This window comes from Paraburkholderia gardini, assembly GCF_907164575.1.
GTDB lineage: Bacteria > Pseudomonadota > Gammaproteobacteria > Burkholderiales > Burkholderiaceae > Paraburkholderia > Paraburkholderia gardini.
The window spans coordinates 28,298-47,044 of record NZ_CAJQYY010000029.1 but is presented as its reverse complement, the minus strand read 5'-3'; the positions used below and the strand labels follow the sequence as shown (position 1 = coordinate 47,044).

Here is an 18,747-nt window from a genome sequence, read left to right as displayed (position 1 = left end):
GCTGGAACTTCGACCGACCGCACAGGAGTCGATTTGGCTGTCCATAAGCGTTCCAGCGAGCCCGCGAGGGCCGTGCATGTCGTCGCCGCGCAGGCGAGCCCGTGCGATGAACTCGTCATCCGCGCGCAGCCTTCCGTTGCCGACCGTCCATGCCGGCGCAAACGTCTCGCGCTCGCCGCGACGATACTCGGCTCAAGCATGGCGTTTATCGACGGCTCGGTCGTCAACGTCGCGTTGCCGTCGATCCAGAGCGAATTCGGCGCGAGCGTCGCGGCCATTCAATGGGTCGTCAACGCGTATCTGCTGTTTCTCGGCTCGCTCGTGCTGGTGGGCGGTTCGATGGGCGACCGGCTCGGCCGGCGCACCGTTTTCATCGCGGGCATCGGGCTTTTCACGCTGGCCTCGATTGCCTGCGGGATTGCCCCCGGGTCTGGCACGCTGATCGCCGCACGCGCCGTGCAGGGCATCGGCGCGGCGCTGCTCGTCCCCAGCAGTCTCGCGATCATCGGCGCGGTGTTCGACGACCACGAACGCGGCCGCGCGATCGGCACGTGGGCGGGCGTCGGCGCGATCACGTCGGCAGTGGGACCGGTTGCGGGCGGCTGGCTCGTCGATGTGTTTTCGTGGCGCGCGATCTTCTTTCTCAACGTGCCGCTTGCCTGTCTCACGATGACGCTGGCAATCGTCGCCGTACCCAATAGCCACAAGTCCGATGCTCCGCGCGAACTCGACTGGGCCGGCGCGATCACCGTCGCAGCCGGTCTCGCCGCGCTGACGTGGGGCCTGACCGTGGCGTCGTCGCGCGGGTTGTCGAGCGCGTCCGTGCTGGGCTCGGTGAGCGCCGGCATCGTTCTGCTGATCGCGTTCGTTGCAATCGAAATGAAGAGCCGCAATCCGATGATGCCGCTCGACGTGTTCCACTCGCGCGATTTCGCGGGCGCGAACGTCGTTACGTTGCTGCTGTATTTCGGCTTGAGCGGCATCTTCTTCTTTTTGCCGTTCACGCTGATCCGCGCGCACGATTTCACCGCCACCGAAGCCGGCGCGGCGATCCTGCCGGTGCCGGTCATCATCGGTGTGCTGTCGCGTCTCACCGGTGGATTGACCGATCGCTTCGGTCCGCGCGTGCTGCTTACGGCCGGTCCCGTCATCGCGGGACTGGGCTTCGCGATGCTCGGCCTGACGTTCGTACACGGCAGCTACTGGAGCGGCTTCTTTCCGGCGATGGTCGTGATCGGACTGGGCATGACCGTCACCGTCGCGCCGTTGACGACCACGGTGATGAGCGCGGTATCGAGCGGGCGTACGGGTGTCGCTTCCGGCATCAATAACGCGGTGGCACGCGTGGCCGGACTGCTCGCCATCGCGGTGCTCGGCATCGTGTTCGTGTGGTCGCACGACGCCGCGCTCGGGGTCCACCTCAAGGCGCTGAATATTCCCGCCGGCATCCATCGAAACGAACAGCTGCTCGAGCCGGAATCCGACGCGTCCGCGGCCGCGAACCTGGTTCGCATTCCCCCGCACACGGCGCTCGCCGACGCGCAGGACGACGCCATCGACGACGCGTTACGCGCCGTCGCGCTGGTGTCGGCGCTCTGCGCGTTCGCGGGGGCGGCCTGCTCGGCGGTCATGATCCGCACGCGCCCCAGGCGCCCCGATGCGGACATGTGATCGCCGCGCGATTTCCGGCGTGGTGATTGCAACTTCGCTGGAGCGGCCTGGGTTACCGCGCGGCGTCGCGTTCGAACAACAGATGGCGCGTCCGGTCCCCGGCTTTCCCGATTTCGACATGACACCATATCCGGCGAAAGCCGCGCCCGGCAACCACGTTTCAATCCAGCCTGAAACGTCGCAGCCCCTGCGCTGCGCATACTGTGAACACGCACCGGACATCGTCCGGACGTTCCCGCAGGAGCGCATCGCATGACACTCACCTGCTTCATCCGCTATCAGATCGACCCGTTCCAGCGCGATGCCTTCAAGGAATACGCCGAGGGATGGGGACGCATCATTCCGCGTTGCGGCGGTCATCTCGTCGGCTATTTTCTGCCGCATGAAGGAACCAGCGACATCGCGTGGGGATTGATCGCCTTCGCAAGCCTCGCCGCTTACGAAACGTATCGAGCGCGCCTGAAGACCGATCCGGAATCCGTCGCCAACTTTCGCATGGCGCAAACGAAGCGCTTTATCCTGCGTGAAGAACGCGCGTTTGCCGAAGTCGTGGACGGCACGTTCTGCATTCCACCGCAGCACGTTACCTTGTAATGATAGAACGCGTTCAATCGCCCCTTCGGCGTGATTCACGCGTATTCGATGCTATAGCGACGCATGCGCTTCGACGTCAGATCGATAGCAGGATTTCTCGTTTCAGTTGCGCCGGGGTGGCCTCTACCATGTGCAATCGTCACCACATGGAACCGCTATGTCGACTCCGCTCAGCCTTGAACTCGATTCGGTCACGCTCGCCGAACAATACGACCGGCTCGGTACACGCCAGTTTCATCATGGTCTCGAACTGATCGACGTGCTCGCGGTGCAAAGCGGCGAGAAGGTGCTCGACATCGGTTGCGGCACCGGTCTGCTGACAGAGGCCGTGGCGGAACGCACTGGCCCGGACGGCGAAGTGCTGGGCATCGATCCGCTCGCGCTGCGCGTCGAACTCGCGCGAAAACGCGCACAGGGGCGCTTCGATGCACGCGTCGGCCGTGCCGAAGCGCTGCACGACGTGCCGGATGCGCACTACGACGTCGTCTACTTCAACAGCGTCATTCACTGGGTGCCCGACCAACTGGCCGCGCTTCAGCACGCGTTTCGCGTCTTGAAGCCGGGCGGCCGCGCCGGCTTCACGACGATGTCGCAGGAAGCGCCTCACGATCTGCATCGGGTACTGCGCGCGTTGCTGGCCCGCGAGCCGCACTGGCAGGCCGCGCGTGTCGGCGCGCCCCATCAGCTCACGCAGGAGCGCGCCGCATTGCTGCTGGCCGCGGCCGGCTTTAACGTGACGCACAACGAAATCCGCGAGTTCGACGACGCGTTCGACACCGTCGACGAGGTGATCGCGTTCAGCCGCGCCAGTTCGTTCGGCAACTTCCTCTCCGCGCTTGACGAAGCCGAAGGCGCGCGCGTGCGGCAACTGCTGGGCGATGCGCTCGAAGCGAAACGCGGACCGCGCGGGATCGCGTTGAAGCGACGCATGACGTTCGCAACCGGACGCAAGCCGGCCGCGCAGTAACCATGGAATGTCCGCGCAATTACCGGACGACTCCTTCTGTTTCGCGCGCAACCTCGATGCGGCAAGCTCGTCGGCGGCGCTGCGCCCGTCACGCTAACGAACAATACAAGGCACACGATGAGCAATAACAAACGGCAGATCAAACTCGGCGCGTTCCTGATGGAAACAGGCCATCACATCGCGGCGTGGCGGCACCCGGACGCACACGCCGGTGGCGGACTCGATTTCGCGCACTACGCGGAAGTAGCGAAAATAGCCGAACGGGCGAAGTTCGATACGATCTTCTTCGCCGACAGCGTCAGCGTACGCGATACGAACCTCGCTTCGCTCTCCCGCACCGCGCGCGCCGATCATTTTGAACCATTGACACTGCTCTCCGCGCTGTCGGTGGTCACACAAAACATCGGCCTGATCGCGACCGTCTCGACGACCTTCAACGAGCCGTACAACCTTGCGCGCAAGTTCGCGTCGCTCGATCATCTGAGCGGCGGACGATCCGGCTGGAATCTCGTCACGTCGAGCACCGAATCGGAAGCGCTCAACTTCAGCTTCGAAAAGCATCCCGACCACGCGCTGCGCTATGAACGCGCGCGCGAGTTCTACGACGTCGTCGCGGGCCTCTGGGATAGCTGGGAAGACGACGCGTTCCTGCGCGACAAGGAAAGCGGCGTCTATTTCGATCCGGAAAAACTGCACGTGCTGAATCATCGCGGCAAGCATTTCCAGGTACGCGGACCGCTGAACGTCGCGCGTTCACCGCAGGGCTGGCCGGTCGTCGTGCAGGCGGGCGCGTCGGACGCGGGCCGGGAACTCGCGGCGCAAACGGCGGAGGTGATCTTCGTCGCCCATCAGACGCTCGAAGAAGCGCAGACGTTCTATCGCGACATCAAGGGCCGGCTGCCGAAATACGGCCGGCACGCCGACCACCTGAAGATCATGCCGGGCATCTTTCCCGTCGTCGGCCGCACGCAGGAAGAAGCACGCCGCAAATTCGACGCGCTGCAGGACCTCATCCATCCGAGCGTCGGTCTTTCGCTGCTGTCGACCATGTCGGGGGAAGTGGACCTGTCGTCATATCCAGTCGATGGCCCGTTGCCGGAGTTGCCGGAAACCAACGGCGGCAAAAGCCGGCAACGCCTCCTGTTCGACCTTGCACGTCGCGAGAACCTGACGATCCGCGACCTGTATCTGCGTATCGCGGGCGCGCGCGGACACCAGCAGGTCGTCGGCACGCCCGAAGGTATCGCGGACCAGTTGCAGCAATGGTTCGAGGAAGAAGGCGCGGACGGCTTCAACATCATGTCGCCGTGGCTGCCGGGCGGGCTGTCCGATTTCGCCGAACTCGTGGTGCCGGAACTGCAGCGGCGTGGCCTCTTTCGTACCGAATACGAAGGGCATACGTTGCGTGAAAATCTGGGCCTGCCGCGTCCGCAAAACCGGCACGTGCAACAGCAGCGTCAGGAGGCCGCGGGCTGAGCGACAGGTGCTGCGCGAAGCGTGCGCTTCAGGAAGCGCATCACCGCCTCGACGAACGCGCGGCACTGACCGCGCATCTGTTCGGGATCGCGTTCAGCGCCGTCGTGATCGTGAGCCTTGCGATGGCGGTCACTGCATTGATGCGCTGGTTCGTCGAGAGGTAGCGCGAACTTCAAGGCGGATCACGTCTCGCCGAGCTGCTGCGCGAGTGTCTTCGTGAACGGCGTTTCGACATCGCCTGTGTGCTTCGTGCTCACCGTTTCGATGAGCACGATCCAGCACTCCTCTTCGGCCACCGGTTTGTGCAGCACACCGCGCGGCACGACGTGCAGCGATCCTGGAGCCAGGCTCACCGTGCGGCCGTTTTCATATTCGATGTCGAGGTTGCCGCGCACGACGTAAAAAAGTTCGTCCTCTTCCGCATGGCTGTGCCACGCAAACTCGCCCTGCACCTTCGCGACTTTCACGTACTGGTCGTTGACCTGCGCGACGACGTTCGGCGACCAGTGTTCATGGACCGCATCGAAGGCCGTTGCAAGGTCGACCGTTTCAGCAAACGCACGCATCATTCTCTCCACATTGGAACTATCGAAGCGGCCAGCAGCATACCCAACGCAACGTTGAGCACGCGCCACTGCCACGGCGTTTTCAGTAGCCGCGCGAGCACCATGCCGGCGGCACACCATAACGAAAGCGAAACCAGCGCCGCGATACCGAACGCCGTGCCAAGCAGCGCGGCGAGCCGCAGCGGTCCCGCTGCCAGCACGGAAAACGAAGCCGCCGCGCCGAGCGTCATCGCCCAGCCTTTCGGGTTGAGCCACAGCAGACATGCGCCGCCGGTGAAACTCGTCGGCGAGGCGAGCTGCATGTCGAGCCCGGGTGGCCCGCTACGTCCGATCTTCACCGCGAGCCACAGCAGATACGCACTGCCGGCAAGCTTCATGGCGAGTTCGAGCGCGGGCGCGGCCAGCAGCAGGCTGGCCAGTCCCGCCGCAGCTACCGAAGCGAGCGATGCAAGCCCGAACGCGATGCCCGTCATCAACGGAATCGAGCGGCGAAAACCGAACTGCGCGCCCGACGCGGTAGCGAGCGTCGTGGCGCCGCCCGGCGTGACGGTGGCAACAGCCGCGAACAGCAGCAAGGGCGCAACGGAACCGGCAAGGATCATGGCGATGCAAGCAGTATGGATCGGAATGAGCCAGACTGTAGGGCCATCATCGGCATTAGTGAAGGCATGTTTACAGATGCGCGGCATTAGCAAATATAATGGCTGATGACCCGAAACCTCGATATCACGCTCGTACGCACCTTCGTCGCGGCGGCGGACAGCGCCAGCATGACGGTCGCCGCAAACAGCCTGCATCTGACGCAGGGCGCGGTGAGCCAGCAGATCCGCCGTCTCGAGGAAGCACTCGGCGTACCACTCTTCGAACGCGAACGCCGGGGCCTGCGCCTGACGCCTGCTGGCGAACGCATGTTGGGCAAGGCACGGCGGCTACTCGGCATGAACGACGAAATCTGGCGCGAGATGACCGCGAGCGCGCCGCAGGGCCGCGTGCGGCTTGGCGTGCCGTACGACCTGGTCGGCAGCACACTGGCCCCCGTGTTCAAGGCCTACACTGAAGCCTGGCCGCAGGTCGAGATATCGCTTGTATGCGGTTCGTCGCCCGAACTCGTGGATGCGCTCGCCGATGGCGTCGTCGATCTCGCGATCGTCGAAGCGCCCGTGGGCGTGGCGAGCGGCGAGTGTCTGCGGGTCGAGCCGCTCGTGTGGGTGGGTGCGCGCGGCGGCGTCGCGCGTACGAAGCGGCCGCTGCCCGTTTCGATGGTCACCGATACCTGCGCGTTTCGTCCCGTCGTACTCGACGCGTTGCGCGGTCAGGGCGTCGAATGGCGAACCGTGTTCGAGAACGGCAACATCGAAGCGACGACCGCCACCGTTCGCACCGATCTGGCGATTACCGCGTGGCTCGCATCGACGGTGCCCGCCGATCTCGAGATTCTCGGCGCCGACGCCGCCTTGCCCCCGCTGCCCAACTTCGCGATCAACCTTCATTTGCCGGCACACGGCGGCGATGCGGCCGCACTCGAATTCGCGCGCTTCCTGCGAGCCGAACTGATGCGGCAGCGCGAAGCCGCGTGAGCAGACATCGACCGGCCCGACGCGGAACTTGTGGACGCGCGTCGCTGTCGGTTTGAAGGGCGGCGGTGTACTGGCCCGTAAACTGCTGCCGTGACTGCTGCCGTCTTTACTGTCCACCGGACCCCTATGCGCAAAATCCTTCTCGCCTGTCTTCTGTTCATGTTCGCGCTCTCCGCGCTCGCTGCGTCGGCACCCTCCGCCGCGGCGGCTGCGGGCGCGAGCAGCGCCGCGCCGCTGCGGCTCACACCCGAAGAAGCCCGTCAGGCGCTCGACGTGCTGAACGATCCGAAGCAACGCAGCCAGATCGAAGACACGCTGCGCGCCGTGGCCGCCGCCGGCGCACTGAGCGCGATACCCGCATCGGCGCCTGCATCGCCATCAGCGCCGGCTTCCGGGGCTGCCACAGCACACATACCCACGGCGTTCGAGCGCAACGGCCTCGCTTCGCAACTCGCTCGCCAGGGCGCGCACTGGCTCGCGCATGGCGGCGCTTCGCTGCGCCATTCGGTGGCGGCTTTGCTCGATGTGGCGTCGGTGCGCGCATGGTGGCATAACGCGCTCGTGAACCCGGACGGTCGCGCGCTGCTCGGCCGCGTCGTGCTGACGTTGCTCAGTGCGCTGCTGCCCGCGCTCGCATTCGAATGGCTGGCGCACCGCCTGCTGCGCCGCCCGCGCGAGGTGGTCATCGCGCGCCACGCAAAACGCGCCAGCGCGGCGCAACAGGATGGACCGGACCACGAACCGCAGGACGCCGCGCTCATGCCATCCGTCGCACCGCTGCCGGACACATCCGCAGCCGCCGACGCAAGCCAGCGAAAGCGCAGCGCGGCGCATCACTGGTCGTTGCTGCGCCGCCTGCCGGGCGCCCTGCTCCACACGCTGTTCAAGGCGCTACCGGTCGTCGTCTTCATGATTGTCGCGACCGTGCTGATGTCGACCCTCACCGACGACAACACCCCCGACGGTCGCGTGCTCGACGCGCTGATCGATCTCTACGTATCGAGCCGCGGCGCGGTGATCATCAGCGGTTTTTTCCTGCAGCCCGACGCGCCCACGCTGCGCCTGTGGCGCATGGGCAACCGGTGGGCCGCGCTCGTGCACCGGTGGGTGATCGCGATTGCCAGCGTGGTCGGCGTCGGCGCGGGTCTTGCTGAAACCGCGTCGCAACTCGGCATGAACGAAGACGCGCACCTCGCGTTGATGAAATTCGTCGCGCTGATCGCGCACGTGATGGTGTCGATCCTGATCCTGCAATGCCGCCAGCCGGTCGCCGCACGGATTCGCGCGCGCGTCGCCCACATGCCGTCGATGGAAATCGTTGGCGACTGGATCGCCGACGGCTGGGCCTACGTTGCGGTGTTCGCCGTGATGGCGCTGTGGTTCGTCTGGGCGCTCGACGTGCATAACGGCTATCAGGCGTTGCTGCATCTCGGCGTGATCTCGCTCGCCGTGCTGGTGGCTGCCCGCGTCGTATCGATCATGATCATCGGCGCGCTCGGGCGCGCGTTCAATATCGACGAGGACGCGCAGGCGTCGATCGCGCAACAGCACGCTTCACGCTATTACCCGCTCGCACGGCGCACGGTGTCGACGTTGCTGATCGTGGTCACCGCGCTGGTGCTGCTGCAGGTGTGGGGTTTCAACGTCGCGCAGTTTTTCTCGCACGGCACGGTCGGCCATCGCCTCGCCTCCGCCGTCGTGACGATCTCGATTGCGGCGTTTGTCGCGCTCGTCGTGTGGGAATGGGTGAACGTGGCGATCGAAAGGCGGCTCGACCAGTGGAAGACCAGCGGCGATCTCATTCGCGCCGCGCGTCTGCGCACGTTGCTGCCGATGCTGCGCTCGGCGCTCTTCGTCGTGATCGCGCTCGTCGTCGTGCTGACCGGGCTAAGCGAGCTTGGCGTCAACACGGCGCCGCTGCTGGCGAGTGCGAGCATCTTCGGCGTGGCGCTCGGCTTCGGCTCGCAAAAGCTCGTGCAGGATTTCATCACCGGTATTTTCCTGCTGATGGAAAACGCGATGCAGGTGGGTGACTGGGTCACGCTCGCGGGCGTGTCCGGCACGGTCGAATATCTGTCGATCCGCACGGTGCGTTTGCGCGGCGGCGACGGTTCGCTGTATACCGTGCCGTTCAGTTCGGTGTCGACCGTCAACAACACGAATCGCGGGCTCGGCAACGCGGCGGTGCGGGTCAGTATCGCGTACGGACAGGACGTCGATCGCGCGATCGAAACGCTCAAGGAGATCGGCACTACGTTGCGCAACGACGATGCGTTCAAGGGCGGCATCCTGTCCGACTTCAGCTTCTGGGGCGTCGATGCGGTCGACGGCGCGGCTATCACGCTGGCCGGCCAGATGCAGTGTCGTGATACGGCGCGCTGGTCGGTGCAGCGCGAATTCAACCGGCGCATCGCCGCGACGTTCCAGGCGCGCGACATCCAGATCGCGAATCCGAACCGCAATCTGCTCGTGCAGATGGACGGCACGACGGCACGCGAGCCCGATGCCGGGGACGCAAAAACGGCGGGAAATACTCAGGAAGCAAAGGGCGCGCAGGGCGCGAAAACCGCCAGCGGCAATAAAGACGCGTAATGAAACCGGGAATCGAACGGGTCGTGCCGACTGGCGACCCCGCAGGCACGGGCGCGATCGTCGCGCGTTCGTGTCGTGTGCCTCCCGTCCACTTCACGCGCGACGATGCTTCAACTCAATGCACCGGGCTTGCCCCGGCGTAGTACGTCGCAGCCGCGTCCATTTCTGCCGGTGTCATCTGGCGCGCGACGTTGCGCATCTGCTCGCTGATGTCGTTGTGACGCGCACCCGATGCAAACGCCTGCAACTGCGCCTTCACATACGCAGCCGGCATGCCTTCGAGCCACGGGGCTCCCGCCTTGTTGTCGACATCGCCATGACACGCCGTGCACGACACGATGTTACGCATCGGCGAGCCGTTCGCGACGATCTCCGGCATCGGCGGATTCGGCTTCGTGCCCGCGAGCACGGGGCGCGGCAGCGAAGCGTAGTACGCCGCCAGATCGCGCATTTCCTGATCGCCCAGATTGCCGGCCATCGGCGACATCACCGCACTGGTCCGCGCACCCGACTGAAAATCGAGCAACTGCTTGTAGATCACAACAGCATATTGCCCGGCGAGATTCGGCGAGTTGGCTTCGCTCATGCCGCGCTCGCCGTGACACATCGTGCAGCGCATCGCGAGCGTCGCACCGCGGCCAATCGAGGACGCACTCGAATGCGCGAGCAGTTGCGGGGTGATTTCGGCAGTACTGGTCCGTACTTTCGACTCGACGGGCTCACCGCCCGCGAGCCATTTCTGCGGCACACCCGCCGCGCTGCAGATCGCGTTCCAGATACCCTGGAACTGCGCGTCTTTCTGCGCGGACGGCAGCCACACGAACCCGATCAGCACTCCGGACACGATAAGAACAACCATCGCGCCGACGCTCGTCCTGAACCACGGATTGGCCAGCGAGAACAGGCGCTCGTTTCCTGTGTCGTTCATCGCTGTCCTCCAACCGGCACGGCCGGCACGGATGTCTGCGGCTGCGACAGTAACTGCCCGATCGGGTAGCCGTAGTTGGTCACGGTCAGTACGACCATCAACGTGACCCACAGACTAAAGCTGTTCAGGGCAACCGGCAGTTTCACCGGCTCATGCACCGCGGTGCTGAAGCGGTATTCCGGCGGCGTGACGCGGGGACCGCGCTGCGTCCGGTACAGAATCGCGAAGAACAGGATCGCCGAGATCACGAGAATGAATCCGCCAATCGCCGACATCGTCACCCAGATCGCCTGCGCGGCGATTTCCGGATTCGTGTAATCGTAGAACGCCATGCGGCGCGGCATGCCGAGAATACCGACGTAATGCCACGGGAACGTCAGCACGATCATGCCGATGAACCACAGCCACAGTTGCAGGCGCATCAACTTGAGACTCGTCACCGCGCGGCCCGTGAGTTGCGGCCACAGATCGTAGGCGATCACGAAATACATGATGACGATCGCACCCGCGAAAATCAGGTGGAAGTGGCCGGTGACCCACTGCGTGTTGTGGATCGTCGAATCCATCTGGTAGCTCATGTTGATGATGCCGCCCGCCCCGCCGAAGCCGAGCATCACGAACGAGAACGCCACCGCGAGCATCATCGGGTTCTCCCACGGCAGCGCCTTCAGCCAGCCGAGTGCGCCCTTGCCGCCGCGCAGCCGCGCCGCGATCTCGACCGATGCGCTGATCGTGAAGACCGTGAGCAGCGTCGGCACGGCTACGAGCGCCGTAAACACCGAGTGCAGGAACTTGAAGCCCGAGCCGACTTCCGGATCGGCGAACAGATGGTGAATGCCGATCGGCATCGACACCACGAGGAACAGGATGAACGAGATGCGCGCCATCGAGTCGCTGTAGAGCCGCCCGCCGATCGCGCGCGGGATGATCGTGTAGTACGCGATATAGGCCGGCATCAGCCAGAAGTAGACGATCGCGTGCAGCGTCCACGAGAAAAACACGCGCGCGAGACCCGCGTCGATCGTGTGCTTGAAGCCGAGTGCGACCGGCAGGATCTGGAACAGCAGTTCGAGCGCGGCACCCACCGCGGTCCAGCCCCACAGGTACGCGCCGGCCACGGTGGCGAACATCGCGAGCGGCACCGGCTTGCCCGGGTTCCCGCGTTTCCACGCGCGCATGTTGATGCCCATCAGCGCGACCCAGATCCACGAGCCGACCACCACGAGCACGATGCCGATGTAGTAGAACGCGTTGCCGATCATCGGCGGATAGAACGTGTACAGCACCGAAGCGAGGCCCATCGCGACCGGCACCATCGCCGTGACGGTGCCGGCCAGCACCAGCCAGAAACCGGCCCACGCCCAGCGCAGGCCGATGAGCGGACGCTTGAGCGCGAGTTCGGAGACGGCATAGCCGAAGCCCATCGCGATCAGCGTTGGGAATACATAACCCATGGCCGAGCCGTGGGCCGTCACCGAACGGTAGTAATGCTCTGGATTCTGCAGCCACGGATGCAGCGGGCTGCGCACATACATCTGCCACGCGCCCAGCAGGAGCGCGAGCCCGAACGCGGCGAACGCCAGCCAGAAATGCGCGAGAACGAGCCGTTTGCTATTGAACACAGCTGACCCTCCGCGAACCGGCCGCCATCTGCGCGAACGTTGCCTTGTCCACGACCTTGACGTGCGCCCACATGCCCTGGTGGCCGACGCCGCAGTATTCATGACACGGCATCAGATGGTCGCCAGGTTGATCGAATGTCGTCCTGAAGGTCGAGACGTAGCCGGGTTCGAGCATCGAGTTGATGTTGGTATGGGTGATCAGGAGGCCGTGTATGACGTCCGCGCTGGTGGCGCGGAACGTGACGGGCGTGTTTGCCGGCACCACGAGACATTGCGGCGTGAACGAATACTGCTGCGCGACGAGGCGCACCGTGACCGAGCCGTCGCTTTCGCTCGCGGTACCGAGATTGCTCTCGATGAATTCGCCAGATACGTGCAGCGAAAGCGGATCGACTATCTCGACGCGCGAAGGCGGCATCATCGCCCAGTGCAGGCCGGTATAGACCATCACCGCGACCAGCACCGTGACGATGCCGACCACGAGCATCGCCCAGCGCCGCTCGACGCGCGCGGCGACCTGTTCCGATGACGAATGATGAGGAGCGGGAGTCATTGCCATGCAAGGTGCCTCACTGGATCACGCCGCGAGGCAGGAACACGATGAAATAGAACGCAAACCACAGGCCGATGACGATGGCCGTGGCAATGCCCGCGAGTGCAATCGCGCCGCCTGGGCCGCGGCTGACGATTTCGTCCACGGCTTCATCTTCCGCGCTATGCGCGTGGCCGGAAGGGGAATCGCTCATGCTTTCCTCGATATGCTCAAAATGCTGTGACGGTGCGCTCAATAAAGCGGCGCGGTGCGCAACTCGTTCGCTTCCCTGCCGCTGACCGGCGTACCGTGATTGCCCCACGCGGTGCGGATATACGTGACGACAGCCGCCACCTCTTCATCCGAAAGCGTATGCGCGAACGGCGGCATGCCATACGGCGACGGATTCTTCGTCGTGCCCGGCGGATAGCCGCCGTTGAGCACCATGCGAACCGGGTTCACCGCCGAGGTCATCAAAATCGACTGGTTTTGCGCCAGCGGCGGGAAATGCGGCACCTTGCCCTTGCCGTCGATACCGTGACAGACCGCGCACTGCGCGTCGTAGATCTTCTTGCCGAGCGGATACAGGCGGTTCTTTTCCTCGGTGACGGCCGCCGTCGGCGGGCTCGCGCGCTGGCCGCTACGTGCCGGCAGGCTCTTCAGATAGACAGCCATCGCGCGGATATCTTCGTCCGACATGTATTGCAGGCTGTCGTAAACGACTTCGGCCATCGGACCGTACACCGCACCGCGCTTCGAGACGCCCGTCTGCAGCAGATCGGAAATCTCCTCGATGCTCCAGTCGCCGAGACCCGCTTCCCGGTTCGACGTGAGCGACGGCGCATACCAGTTCTGCATCGGAATCAGGCCGCCTTCGAATGCCTTCGATGCCGAGCTGCCGCCGAGCGCATTGATCGCCGTGTGGCACATCGCGCAGTGTCCCGGACCTTCGACGAGATACGCGCCCCGGTTCCATTCGACGGACTGCGTGGGATCGGCCTTGTATTCGCCCTGACGGAAATACAGCGTGCGCCAGCCCAGCAGCAGTTCGCGCTTGTTGAACGGAAAACGCAGCGTGTGCGGACGGTTCGGCTGATGGACGGCAGGCACGGACATCAGATATGCATACATCGCGTCCGAATCCTCACGCGTCATGCGCGTGTACGACGCGTAGGGCATCGCGGGATAGAGGATCGTGCCGTCCTTCGACTTGCCTTCGTGCAGCATCCGGTAGAAATCGTCGGCGCTCCATGAGCCGATGCCGGTTTCCCTGTCGGGCGTGATGTTCGGCGTGTAGAGCGTGCCGAACGGCGTATCCATCGGGCGCGTGCCGGCGAACAGCTTGCCGGCCGGCATCGTGTGGCACGCGATGCAATCGCTCGCGCGAGCGAGATATTCGCCGCGCGCCACGACACTGGCGTTGTCTTTCGAGGCGGCGGTCTGCGCATGCGCACCCGTCACGGCCAGAGAGGACAGCGCGACGGCGCATGCCGCGCGGCGGGTGAAAGTCTTGAGCGTTCTGACGTATCGGAGAGCGTGCAATTCAGTTCTCCGGTTAGTGAGGGACGCTGCCGCAGGCGAGCGGCATCTTGAGCGAACCGGCGGCGACCGGAGACGGATCGGCCGGCGCTTTCTGCGACGCGAGCCACGCGGCCACGGCGGTGATGTCCCGCTCGTTCAGGTGTGTTGCGACGACCTTCATGCAATCGGGCGCGGCCGTACCACGCGTGCCGTAACGCCATGCGCCAAGCTGCGCGCTCAGGTAATCCGCGTGCAGCCCGAGCAGACCCGGAATGGCCGGCTCCATGCCGGTCAGCGCGCCGCCATGGCACGCCACGCAGGCAGGAATCTGACGCGATGCATCTCCATGCGTGACGAGCGTCTGCCCAAGCGCGAGCGTTGCCGCGTCGACCGTGGGCGTGGAAGGCGGCGGGAACGGCGGACGTTCAGCCGCGAAGTAATCGGCGATCTTGTGCAGGTACGGGTCGGGGAGATACGCGAGCAGATAGTTCATCGGCGGATATTTGCGCCGGCCATCACGGAACGCGAGCAGCTGGTTGTACAGATACCCGGCGGGCTTGCCGGACAGACGCGGGAAGTAGTCGTTATCGGTGCCCTCGCCGCGCTGGCCGTGACAGGCCGCGCAGGCGAGCACCCGGGCATGCATCGTGTCGGGCGCCTGATCAGAAGCCGGGTCCGCGGCGAATGCCGTCAGGCTCGAACACGCAAGAAGCGCGATCGCAATGAGTGTCCGCCGTTTTACCACCTCGACCCTCTCAGGTTGCTGATGCATTGGTCTGTCGCGCAAACGGCAGCCGGCAACCCGGCGAGGCTTTTAATACCGTCATGCGCAAATTTTTTTCTCCGGAAGATGTGTCGCCCGTGGCGATCATCAAGGTCCGGCGCATTCTAAGGCTGCTGTACGGCTATACGAGTTATAGAAAACTGAAGCGGAAATTACCATACCGCTTTCAGGCGTGCGTATTCAAATACATATCGGTTTGAGCAAGAACAATCTTCGTATCTTTTTTGAGACGGGGAAAAGTGGTAAGGCAAAAAACAACAGTCATGGTCGCCTGCAAGCCGCTTTCCATTGAATATGGTATGGGCCTTAACTATTGCATCGGCATGACCACTGACGTCTTTCCCGCGTCGTTACATGCCGCGATGCCCTGGTGAACTGGTTACCTGAAAAAATTAAAAACTGGTAATTTTCACGAACCACATCATCGCCTAATCTTGGTCCTGTCGCGCTGCTTCGCGCGCCTCAACCGATCAGGGAAACTGCCATGACTTCACGTCTCGACTTCTACTCCGCCAACCCGAATGCCATCAAGGCCGTCCTCGCGCTCGAAGAACGCATCGGCAAATCGGGCCTCGAAAAATCGCTTGCCGAGCTGGTCCGGCTGCGCGCGTCCCAGATCAACGGCTGCGCCTTCTGCGTCGACATGCACGTCACCGACGCACGCAAGGGCGGCGAAACCGAACGCCGCCTCGCGACGGTCGTCGTGTGGCGCGAAACGCCGTTCTTCACGGACCGCGAACGTGCCGCGCTCGAATGGACCGAAGCGCTCACGCTCGTGTCGCACGATCATGTGCCGGACGCCGTCTGGGAAGCGGTTCGCCCGCACTTCAGCGACGAGGAAATCGTCGACCTGACGCTGCTCGTCAATGCGATCAATACGTGGAACCGCTTTGCAATCGCATTCCGCAAAATGCCGGCCTGAAGCAGCGCGGGCAGATGCCCGCCGTCATCGGCGAAGCGGTGCTGCCACGCACGCCCTTCACTTCAATCCGAGACGTTTTGCGAGCCGGTTCAGGTTCGCGCGATCCATGCCAAGCTCACGCGCCGCCGACGCCCAGTTGCGATCGTTGCGCGCGAGCGCCTCGCTGATGAGCGTGCGCTCGTAGCCTTCGATGGCCGAGCGGAAGTCTGCCGGCGCGTCCACGGCGTCGCCGTTCGCGGCACCCGCCGCCGAAGCCAGCGCGCGCCGCGCGTCGGACAGCGCCAGATCGTCCTGCGTCAGCGTGAGAATGCGCGGACGGTGTCCGTGGCGCGCGAGCGCCTTCAGCGCGCTGCGCCCGATCAGATGCTCCAGTTCGCGCACGTTGCCCGGCCACGTGTACGCGAGCAGCGCCGCCTGCGCCTCGTTCGAAAGCCGCAGACTCAAGAGCCCGAGCCGCGAACGGTTCTCTTCGAGAAAGAAACCGGCGATCAGCAGTACGTCGCGCCCGCGTTCGCGCAGCGGCGGCGCCCATAACGGATACACGCTCAAACGATGATAGAAATCCGCGCGAAAGCGGCCTTCGCGCACTTCCTCGGCAAGATCGCGGTTGGTCGCGGCGATCAGCCGCACGTCGACCTTGTGTTCGTTGTCCGACCCGATGCGCTGGATCTGCCCGTTCTGCAGTACGCGCAGCAGCTTCGCCTGCACGCCGAGCGGCAGTTCGCCCACTTCGTCGAGAAAGAGCGTGCCTCCGTCCGCGAGTTCGAATTTGCCGCGACGGTCCGCCGACGCCCCCGAAAACGCACCGCGCACATGGCCGAACAGTTCGCTTTCGACAAGCGTGTCGGGCAACGCCGCGCAGTTCAGGCTGATCATCGGCTTGCCGGCCCGCGGCGACAGCCCGTGAATGGCGTTCGCGACGAGTTCCTTGCCGACGCCCGTCTCGCCCGTCACCAGCACCGTCAGGTCGCTGTTGGCGACCACGGCGATCTCGTCCATCAGGCGCTTATGCTGCGCGCTGCTGCCGATCATCTCGCGACGCGTCGCGCTGCTCGCCAGCCGGTATGCCTCGGCACGCGCCCGCTCTTCCTCCGAGCTGCGCGCGAGCGTATCGATGCGATCGACCACGCTGACCGTCGCCGCCGCGAGACTCAGGAACGCCTGCAGCGAAGGCAGATCGAGTGCGTCGAACTGGGAAGGATCGAGCGCGTCGAGCGTCAGCAGGCCCCAAAGCCGTCCGTCGATATACAGCGGGCAACCGAGGCAGTCGTGTACTTCCAGATGGCCTTCGATGGCCTGCACCAGACCGTCGTACGGATCGGGCAGACCGGAATCGGCGGCAAAGCGGGTGGGCTCGCGCTGCGAAAGCAGTTGCGCAAAGCGCGGATGGTCGCTCACGCGAAAACGCCGGCCCAGCGTGTCGCTGCTCAAACCGTTGATCGCGAGCGGCACCAGCGTGTCGCCTTCGAGCCGCAACAGCGCGGCGGCGTCGCCGGGAAAGAGCGTGCGCAAGGTGTCGAGCAGACGCCGGAAACGCTCGGCGGGAGGCAGCTCGCGCGACAGGTCCTCGACGAGTGGAATCAGCGCATCCAATACTGCATGAACAGTCAGAGTGACTACATCAGTAGTCTTTTCGACTCGTGTCATATCAACCACACCAATTCAAAGGCATCTGATTCTAAAGGAATTTTTAGCTGGCATGAAACGTGTATATAAAACCTCGAACGAGGAACCCGCCTTGAAGGCGATTCCCCTCTTCCAACTGCCATGAAAAGGAATCCGCAGATGCTTTCAACCGAACACCGCGCCATCGTCAAGGCAACCGTCCCGCTTCTCGAAAGCGGCGGCGAAGCGCTGATCACGCACTTCTACAACACGCTGCTGGACGAGAACCCCTCGGTGCGCCCGCTCTTCAACCAGGCTCACCAGGCAAGCGGCGCGCAGCCCCGCGCGCTGGCGAACGGCGTGCTGATGTATGCGCGCCACATCGACGAACTGGAGCAGCTTGGCGGCCTCGTCGCCACGATCATCAACAAGCATGTCGCGCTGCAGATCCTGCCTGAGCATTATCCGATCGTTGGCGGCTGCCTGCTGCGCGCGATTCGCGAAGTGCTCGGACCTGAGATCGCAACCGACGCTGTGATCGAGGCATGGGGAGCAGCCTATCAGCAACTGGCCGATCTGCTAATCGGTCTCGAAGAAAACATTTACGCCGAAAAAGAAAACGCGCGTGGCGGCTGGCGTGGTGCGCGCACGTTCCGCATCGCGCGCAAGGTGCAGGAAAGCGACGAAATCACGTCGTTCCATTTCCGCCCGGCCGACGGCGGCGAGCTGCTCGAGTTTCATCCGGGTCAGTACATCGGCATGCAGGTGTTCATCGACGGCGAGGAACTGCGCCGCAACTATTCGCTGTCCGCTGCAGCGGGCACGGACGAATACCGTATCAGCGTGAAGCGCGAGCCGGGCGGCCGCGTGTCGAACTATCTGCACGACAGTGTCCACGAAGGCGACACGATCGAACTGTTCGCGCCCTCCGGCGATTTCCGGCTCGAACACAACGAGAAGCCGCTTGTGCTGATCAGCGGCGGCGTGGGCATTACGCCGACGCTCGCCATGCTCGAAGCCGCGCTCGAAACGGACCGGCCGGTGCACTTCATTCACGCGGCGCGTCACGGCGGCGTGCATGCGTTCCGCGACTGGATCGACGATCTCGCCGGGCGCCATCCGCAGCTGAATGCGTTCTACTGCTACGAGCATCAACGCCAGGGCGATGCCGAAGCACACGCATACGGGCTGCTCGATCAGGAGCGCCTGAACGAATGGCTACCGGAAACGCGTGACGTGGATGCGTACTTCCTCGGCCCCGTCAGTTTCATGAAGGCGATCAAGAAACACCTGAAGGAACTGGGCGTGCCCGAAACGCAGAGCCGTTACGAATTCTTCGGCCCGGCATCGGTACTCGACTAAACCCTGTCCACTCACAACGTTCAAGAAA

Annotated in this window: 17 protein-coding genes; 8 read left to right on the top strand and 9 right to left on the bottom strand. The window is 64.1% G+C overall.

What is annotated here, in order from left to right; all coding sequences use genetic code 11:
- Positions 1–33: 33 nt before the first annotated feature.
- The 4 genes from LPA34_RS21900 to LPA34_RS21885 all read left to right on the top strand — a co-directional run bounded on the left by LPA34_RS21900 (position 34) and on the right by LPA34_RS21885 (position 4,708).
- On the top strand, positions 34–1,671 hold the full coding sequence (locus LPA34_RS21900) for an MFS transporter (RefSeq protein ID WP_228982166.1): 1,638 nt from the start codon (positions 34–36) through the stop codon (positions 1,669–1,671).
- Between the two features lie 252 nt (positions 1,672–1,923).
- On the top strand, positions 1,924–2,265 hold the full coding sequence (locus LPA34_RS21895) for an NIPSNAP family protein (RefSeq protein WP_228982164.1): 342 nt from the start codon (positions 1,924–1,926) through the stop codon (positions 2,263–2,265).
- Between the two features lie 157 nt (positions 2,266–2,422).
- A complete protein-coding gene (locus LPA34_RS21890; RefSeq protein ID WP_228982161.1) occupies positions 2,423–3,232 on the top strand; it encodes a class I SAM-dependent methyltransferase in 810 nt (269 codons plus the stop codon).
- Positions 3,233–3,349: 117 nt separating this feature from the next.
- Positions 3,350–4,708: an LLM class flavin-dependent oxidoreductase gene (locus LPA34_RS21885; protein WP_228982158.1), complete on the top strand. Its 1,359-nt coding sequence runs from the start codon at positions 3,350–3,352 to the stop codon at positions 4,706–4,708.
- A 182-nt stretch (positions 4,709–4,890) separates the two neighbouring features.
- On the opposite strand, the gene LPA34_RS21880 is transcribed toward LPA34_RS21885, so the two are convergent.
- Entirely contained in the window at positions 4,891–5,277 is a 387-nt protein-coding gene (locus LPA34_RS21880; protein WP_228982156.1) for a cupin domain-containing protein, read from the bottom strand.
- Positions 5,274–5,876 carry a LysE family translocator gene (locus tag LPA34_RS21875; RefSeq protein ID WP_228982154.1) on the bottom strand — a complete coding sequence of 201 codons (603 nt, stop codon included), beginning with the start codon at positions 5,874–5,876 and terminating at the stop codon, positions 5,274–5,276. The genes LPA34_RS21880 and LPA34_RS21875 overlap by 4 nt, the downstream gene beginning before the upstream one ends.
- Positions 5,877–5,981: 105 nt before the next feature.
- Between LPA34_RS21875 and LPA34_RS21870 the strand changes: the two genes are divergently transcribed.
- Both LPA34_RS21870 and LPA34_RS21865 read left to right on the top strand, forming a co-directional pair.
- A complete protein-coding gene (locus LPA34_RS21870; RefSeq protein ID WP_228982152.1) occupies positions 5,982–6,851 on the top strand; it encodes a LysR substrate-binding domain-containing protein in 870 nt (289 codons plus the stop codon).
- A gap of 126 nt (positions 6,852–6,977) precedes the next feature.
- Positions 6,978–9,443, top strand: coding sequence for a mechanosensitive ion channel family protein (locus LPA34_RS21865; protein WP_228982151.1), 2,466 nt, complete (start codon positions 6,978–6,980; stop codon positions 9,441–9,443).
- A 115-nt stretch (positions 9,444–9,558) separates the two neighbouring features.
- Here the strand turns inward: LPA34_RS21865 and LPA34_RS21860 are convergent, their stop codons facing one another.
- The 6 genes from LPA34_RS21860 to LPA34_RS21835 form a co-directional block, all read right to left on the bottom strand.
- On the bottom strand, positions 9,559–10,371 hold the full coding sequence (locus LPA34_RS21860; RefSeq protein WP_228982149.1) for a c-type cytochrome: 813 nt from the start codon (positions 10,369–10,371) through the stop codon (positions 9,559–9,561).
- Entirely contained in the window at positions 10,368–11,993 is a 1,626-nt protein-coding gene (locus LPA34_RS21855) for a b(o/a)3-type cytochrome-c oxidase subunit 1 (protein WP_228982146.1), read from the bottom strand. Before LPA34_RS21855 ends, LPA34_RS21860 begins: the two co-directional genes overlap by 4 nt.
- Positions 11,983–12,546: a cupredoxin domain-containing protein gene (locus LPA34_RS21850; protein WP_407672483.1), complete on the bottom strand. Its 564-nt coding sequence runs from the start codon at positions 12,544–12,546 to the stop codon at positions 11,983–11,985. Before LPA34_RS21850 ends, LPA34_RS21855 begins: the two co-directional genes overlap by 11 nt.
- A gap of 16 nt (positions 12,547–12,562) precedes the next feature.
- Positions 12,563–12,739 carry a hypothetical protein gene (locus LPA34_RS21845; RefSeq protein ID WP_228982143.1) on the bottom strand — a complete coding sequence of 59 codons (177 nt, stop codon included), beginning with the start codon at positions 12,737–12,739 and terminating at the stop codon, positions 12,563–12,565.
- Positions 12,740–12,777: 38 nt separating this feature from the next.
- A complete protein-coding gene (locus LPA34_RS21840) occupies positions 12,778–13,992 on the bottom strand; it encodes a c-type cytochrome (protein ID WP_228982262.1) in 1,215 nt (404 codons plus the stop codon).
- 88 nt (positions 13,993–14,080) lie between these two features.
- Positions 14,081–14,692, bottom strand: a complete 612-nt coding sequence (locus LPA34_RS21835) for a c-type cytochrome (protein ID WP_228982260.1) — start codon at positions 14,690–14,692, stop codon at positions 14,081–14,083.
- A gap of 622 nt (positions 14,693–15,314) precedes the next feature.
- On the opposite strand from LPA34_RS21835, the gene LPA34_RS21830 reads away from it, so the two are divergent.
- Positions 15,315–15,752, top strand: coding sequence for a carboxymuconolactone decarboxylase family protein (locus LPA34_RS21830; protein WP_228982140.1), 438 nt, complete (start codon positions 15,315–15,317; stop codon positions 15,750–15,752).
- Positions 15,753–15,809: 57 nt separating this feature from the next.
- Here the strand turns inward: LPA34_RS21830 and norR are convergent, their stop codons facing one another.
- On the bottom strand, positions 15,810–17,399 hold the full coding sequence (gene norR / locus LPA34_RS21825) for a nitric oxide reductase transcriptional regulator NorR (RefSeq protein WP_228982139.1): 1,590 nt from the start codon (positions 17,397–17,399) through the stop codon (positions 15,810–15,812).
- A 138-nt stretch (positions 17,400–17,537) separates the two neighbouring features.
- Here norR and hmpA point away from each other — a divergent pair, with 138 nt between their 5' ends.
- Positions 17,538–18,719: an NO-inducible flavohemoprotein gene (gene hmpA / locus LPA34_RS21820; protein ID WP_228982137.1), complete on the top strand. Its 1,182-nt coding sequence runs from the start codon at positions 17,538–17,540 to the stop codon at positions 18,717–18,719.
- The last annotated feature ends 28 nt before the right edge of the window (positions 18,720–18,747 follow it).

What these genes read in the sequence shown, in the direction of transcription:
- LPA34_RS21895 (WP_228982164.1), top strand. Translation starts at nt 1,924, where the DNA reads ATGACACTCACCTGCTTCATCCGCTATCAGATCGACCCGTTCCAGCGC.
- LPA34_RS21890 (WP_228982161.1), top strand. Translation starts at nt 2,423, where the DNA reads ATGTCGACTCCGCTCAGCCTTGAACTCGATTCGGTCACGCTCGCCGAA.
- LPA34_RS21885 (WP_228982158.1), top strand. Translation starts at nt 3,350, where the DNA reads ATGAGCAATAACAAACGGCAGATCAAACTCGGCGCGTTCCTGATGGAA.
- LPA34_RS21880 (WP_228982156.1), bottom strand. Translation starts at nt 5,277, where the DNA reads ATGATGCGTGCGTTTGCTGAAACGGTCGACCTTGCAACGGCCTTCGAT.
- LPA34_RS21875 (WP_228982154.1), bottom strand. Translation starts at nt 5,876, where the DNA reads ATGATCCTTGCCGGTTCCGTTGCGCCCTTGCTGCTGTTCGCGGCTGTT.
- LPA34_RS21870 (WP_228982152.1), top strand. Translation starts at nt 5,982, where the DNA reads ATGACCCGAAACCTCGATATCACGCTCGTACGCACCTTCGTCGCGGCG.
- LPA34_RS21865 (WP_228982151.1), top strand. Translation starts at nt 6,978, where the DNA reads ATGCGCAAAATCCTTCTCGCCTGTCTTCTGTTCATGTTCGCGCTCTCC.
- LPA34_RS21860 (WP_228982149.1), bottom strand. Translation starts at nt 10,371, where the DNA reads ATGAACGACACAGGAAACGAGCGCCTGTTCTCGCTGGCCAATCCGTGG.
- LPA34_RS21850 (WP_407672483.1), bottom strand. Translation starts at nt 12,546, where the DNA reads ATGACTCCCGCTCCTCATCATTCGTCATCGGAACAGGTCGCCGCGCGC.
- LPA34_RS21845 (WP_228982143.1), bottom strand. Translation starts at nt 12,739, where the DNA reads ATGAGCGATTCCCCTTCCGGCCACGCGCATAGCGCGGAAGATGAAGCC.
- LPA34_RS21835 (WP_228982260.1), bottom strand. Translation starts at nt 14,692, where the DNA reads ATGCATGCCCGGGTGCTCGCCTGCGCGGCCTGTCACGGCCAGCGCGGC.
- LPA34_RS21830 (WP_228982140.1), top strand. Translation starts at nt 15,315, where the DNA reads ATGACTTCACGTCTCGACTTCTACTCCGCCAACCCGAATGCCATCAAG.
- norR (WP_228982139.1), bottom strand. Translation starts at nt 17,399, where the DNA reads ATGACACGAGTCGAAAAGACTACTGATGTAGTCACTCTGACTGTTCAT.
- hmpA (WP_228982137.1), top strand. Translation starts at nt 17,538, where the DNA reads ATGCTTTCAACCGAACACCGCGCCATCGTCAAGGCAACCGTCCCGCTT.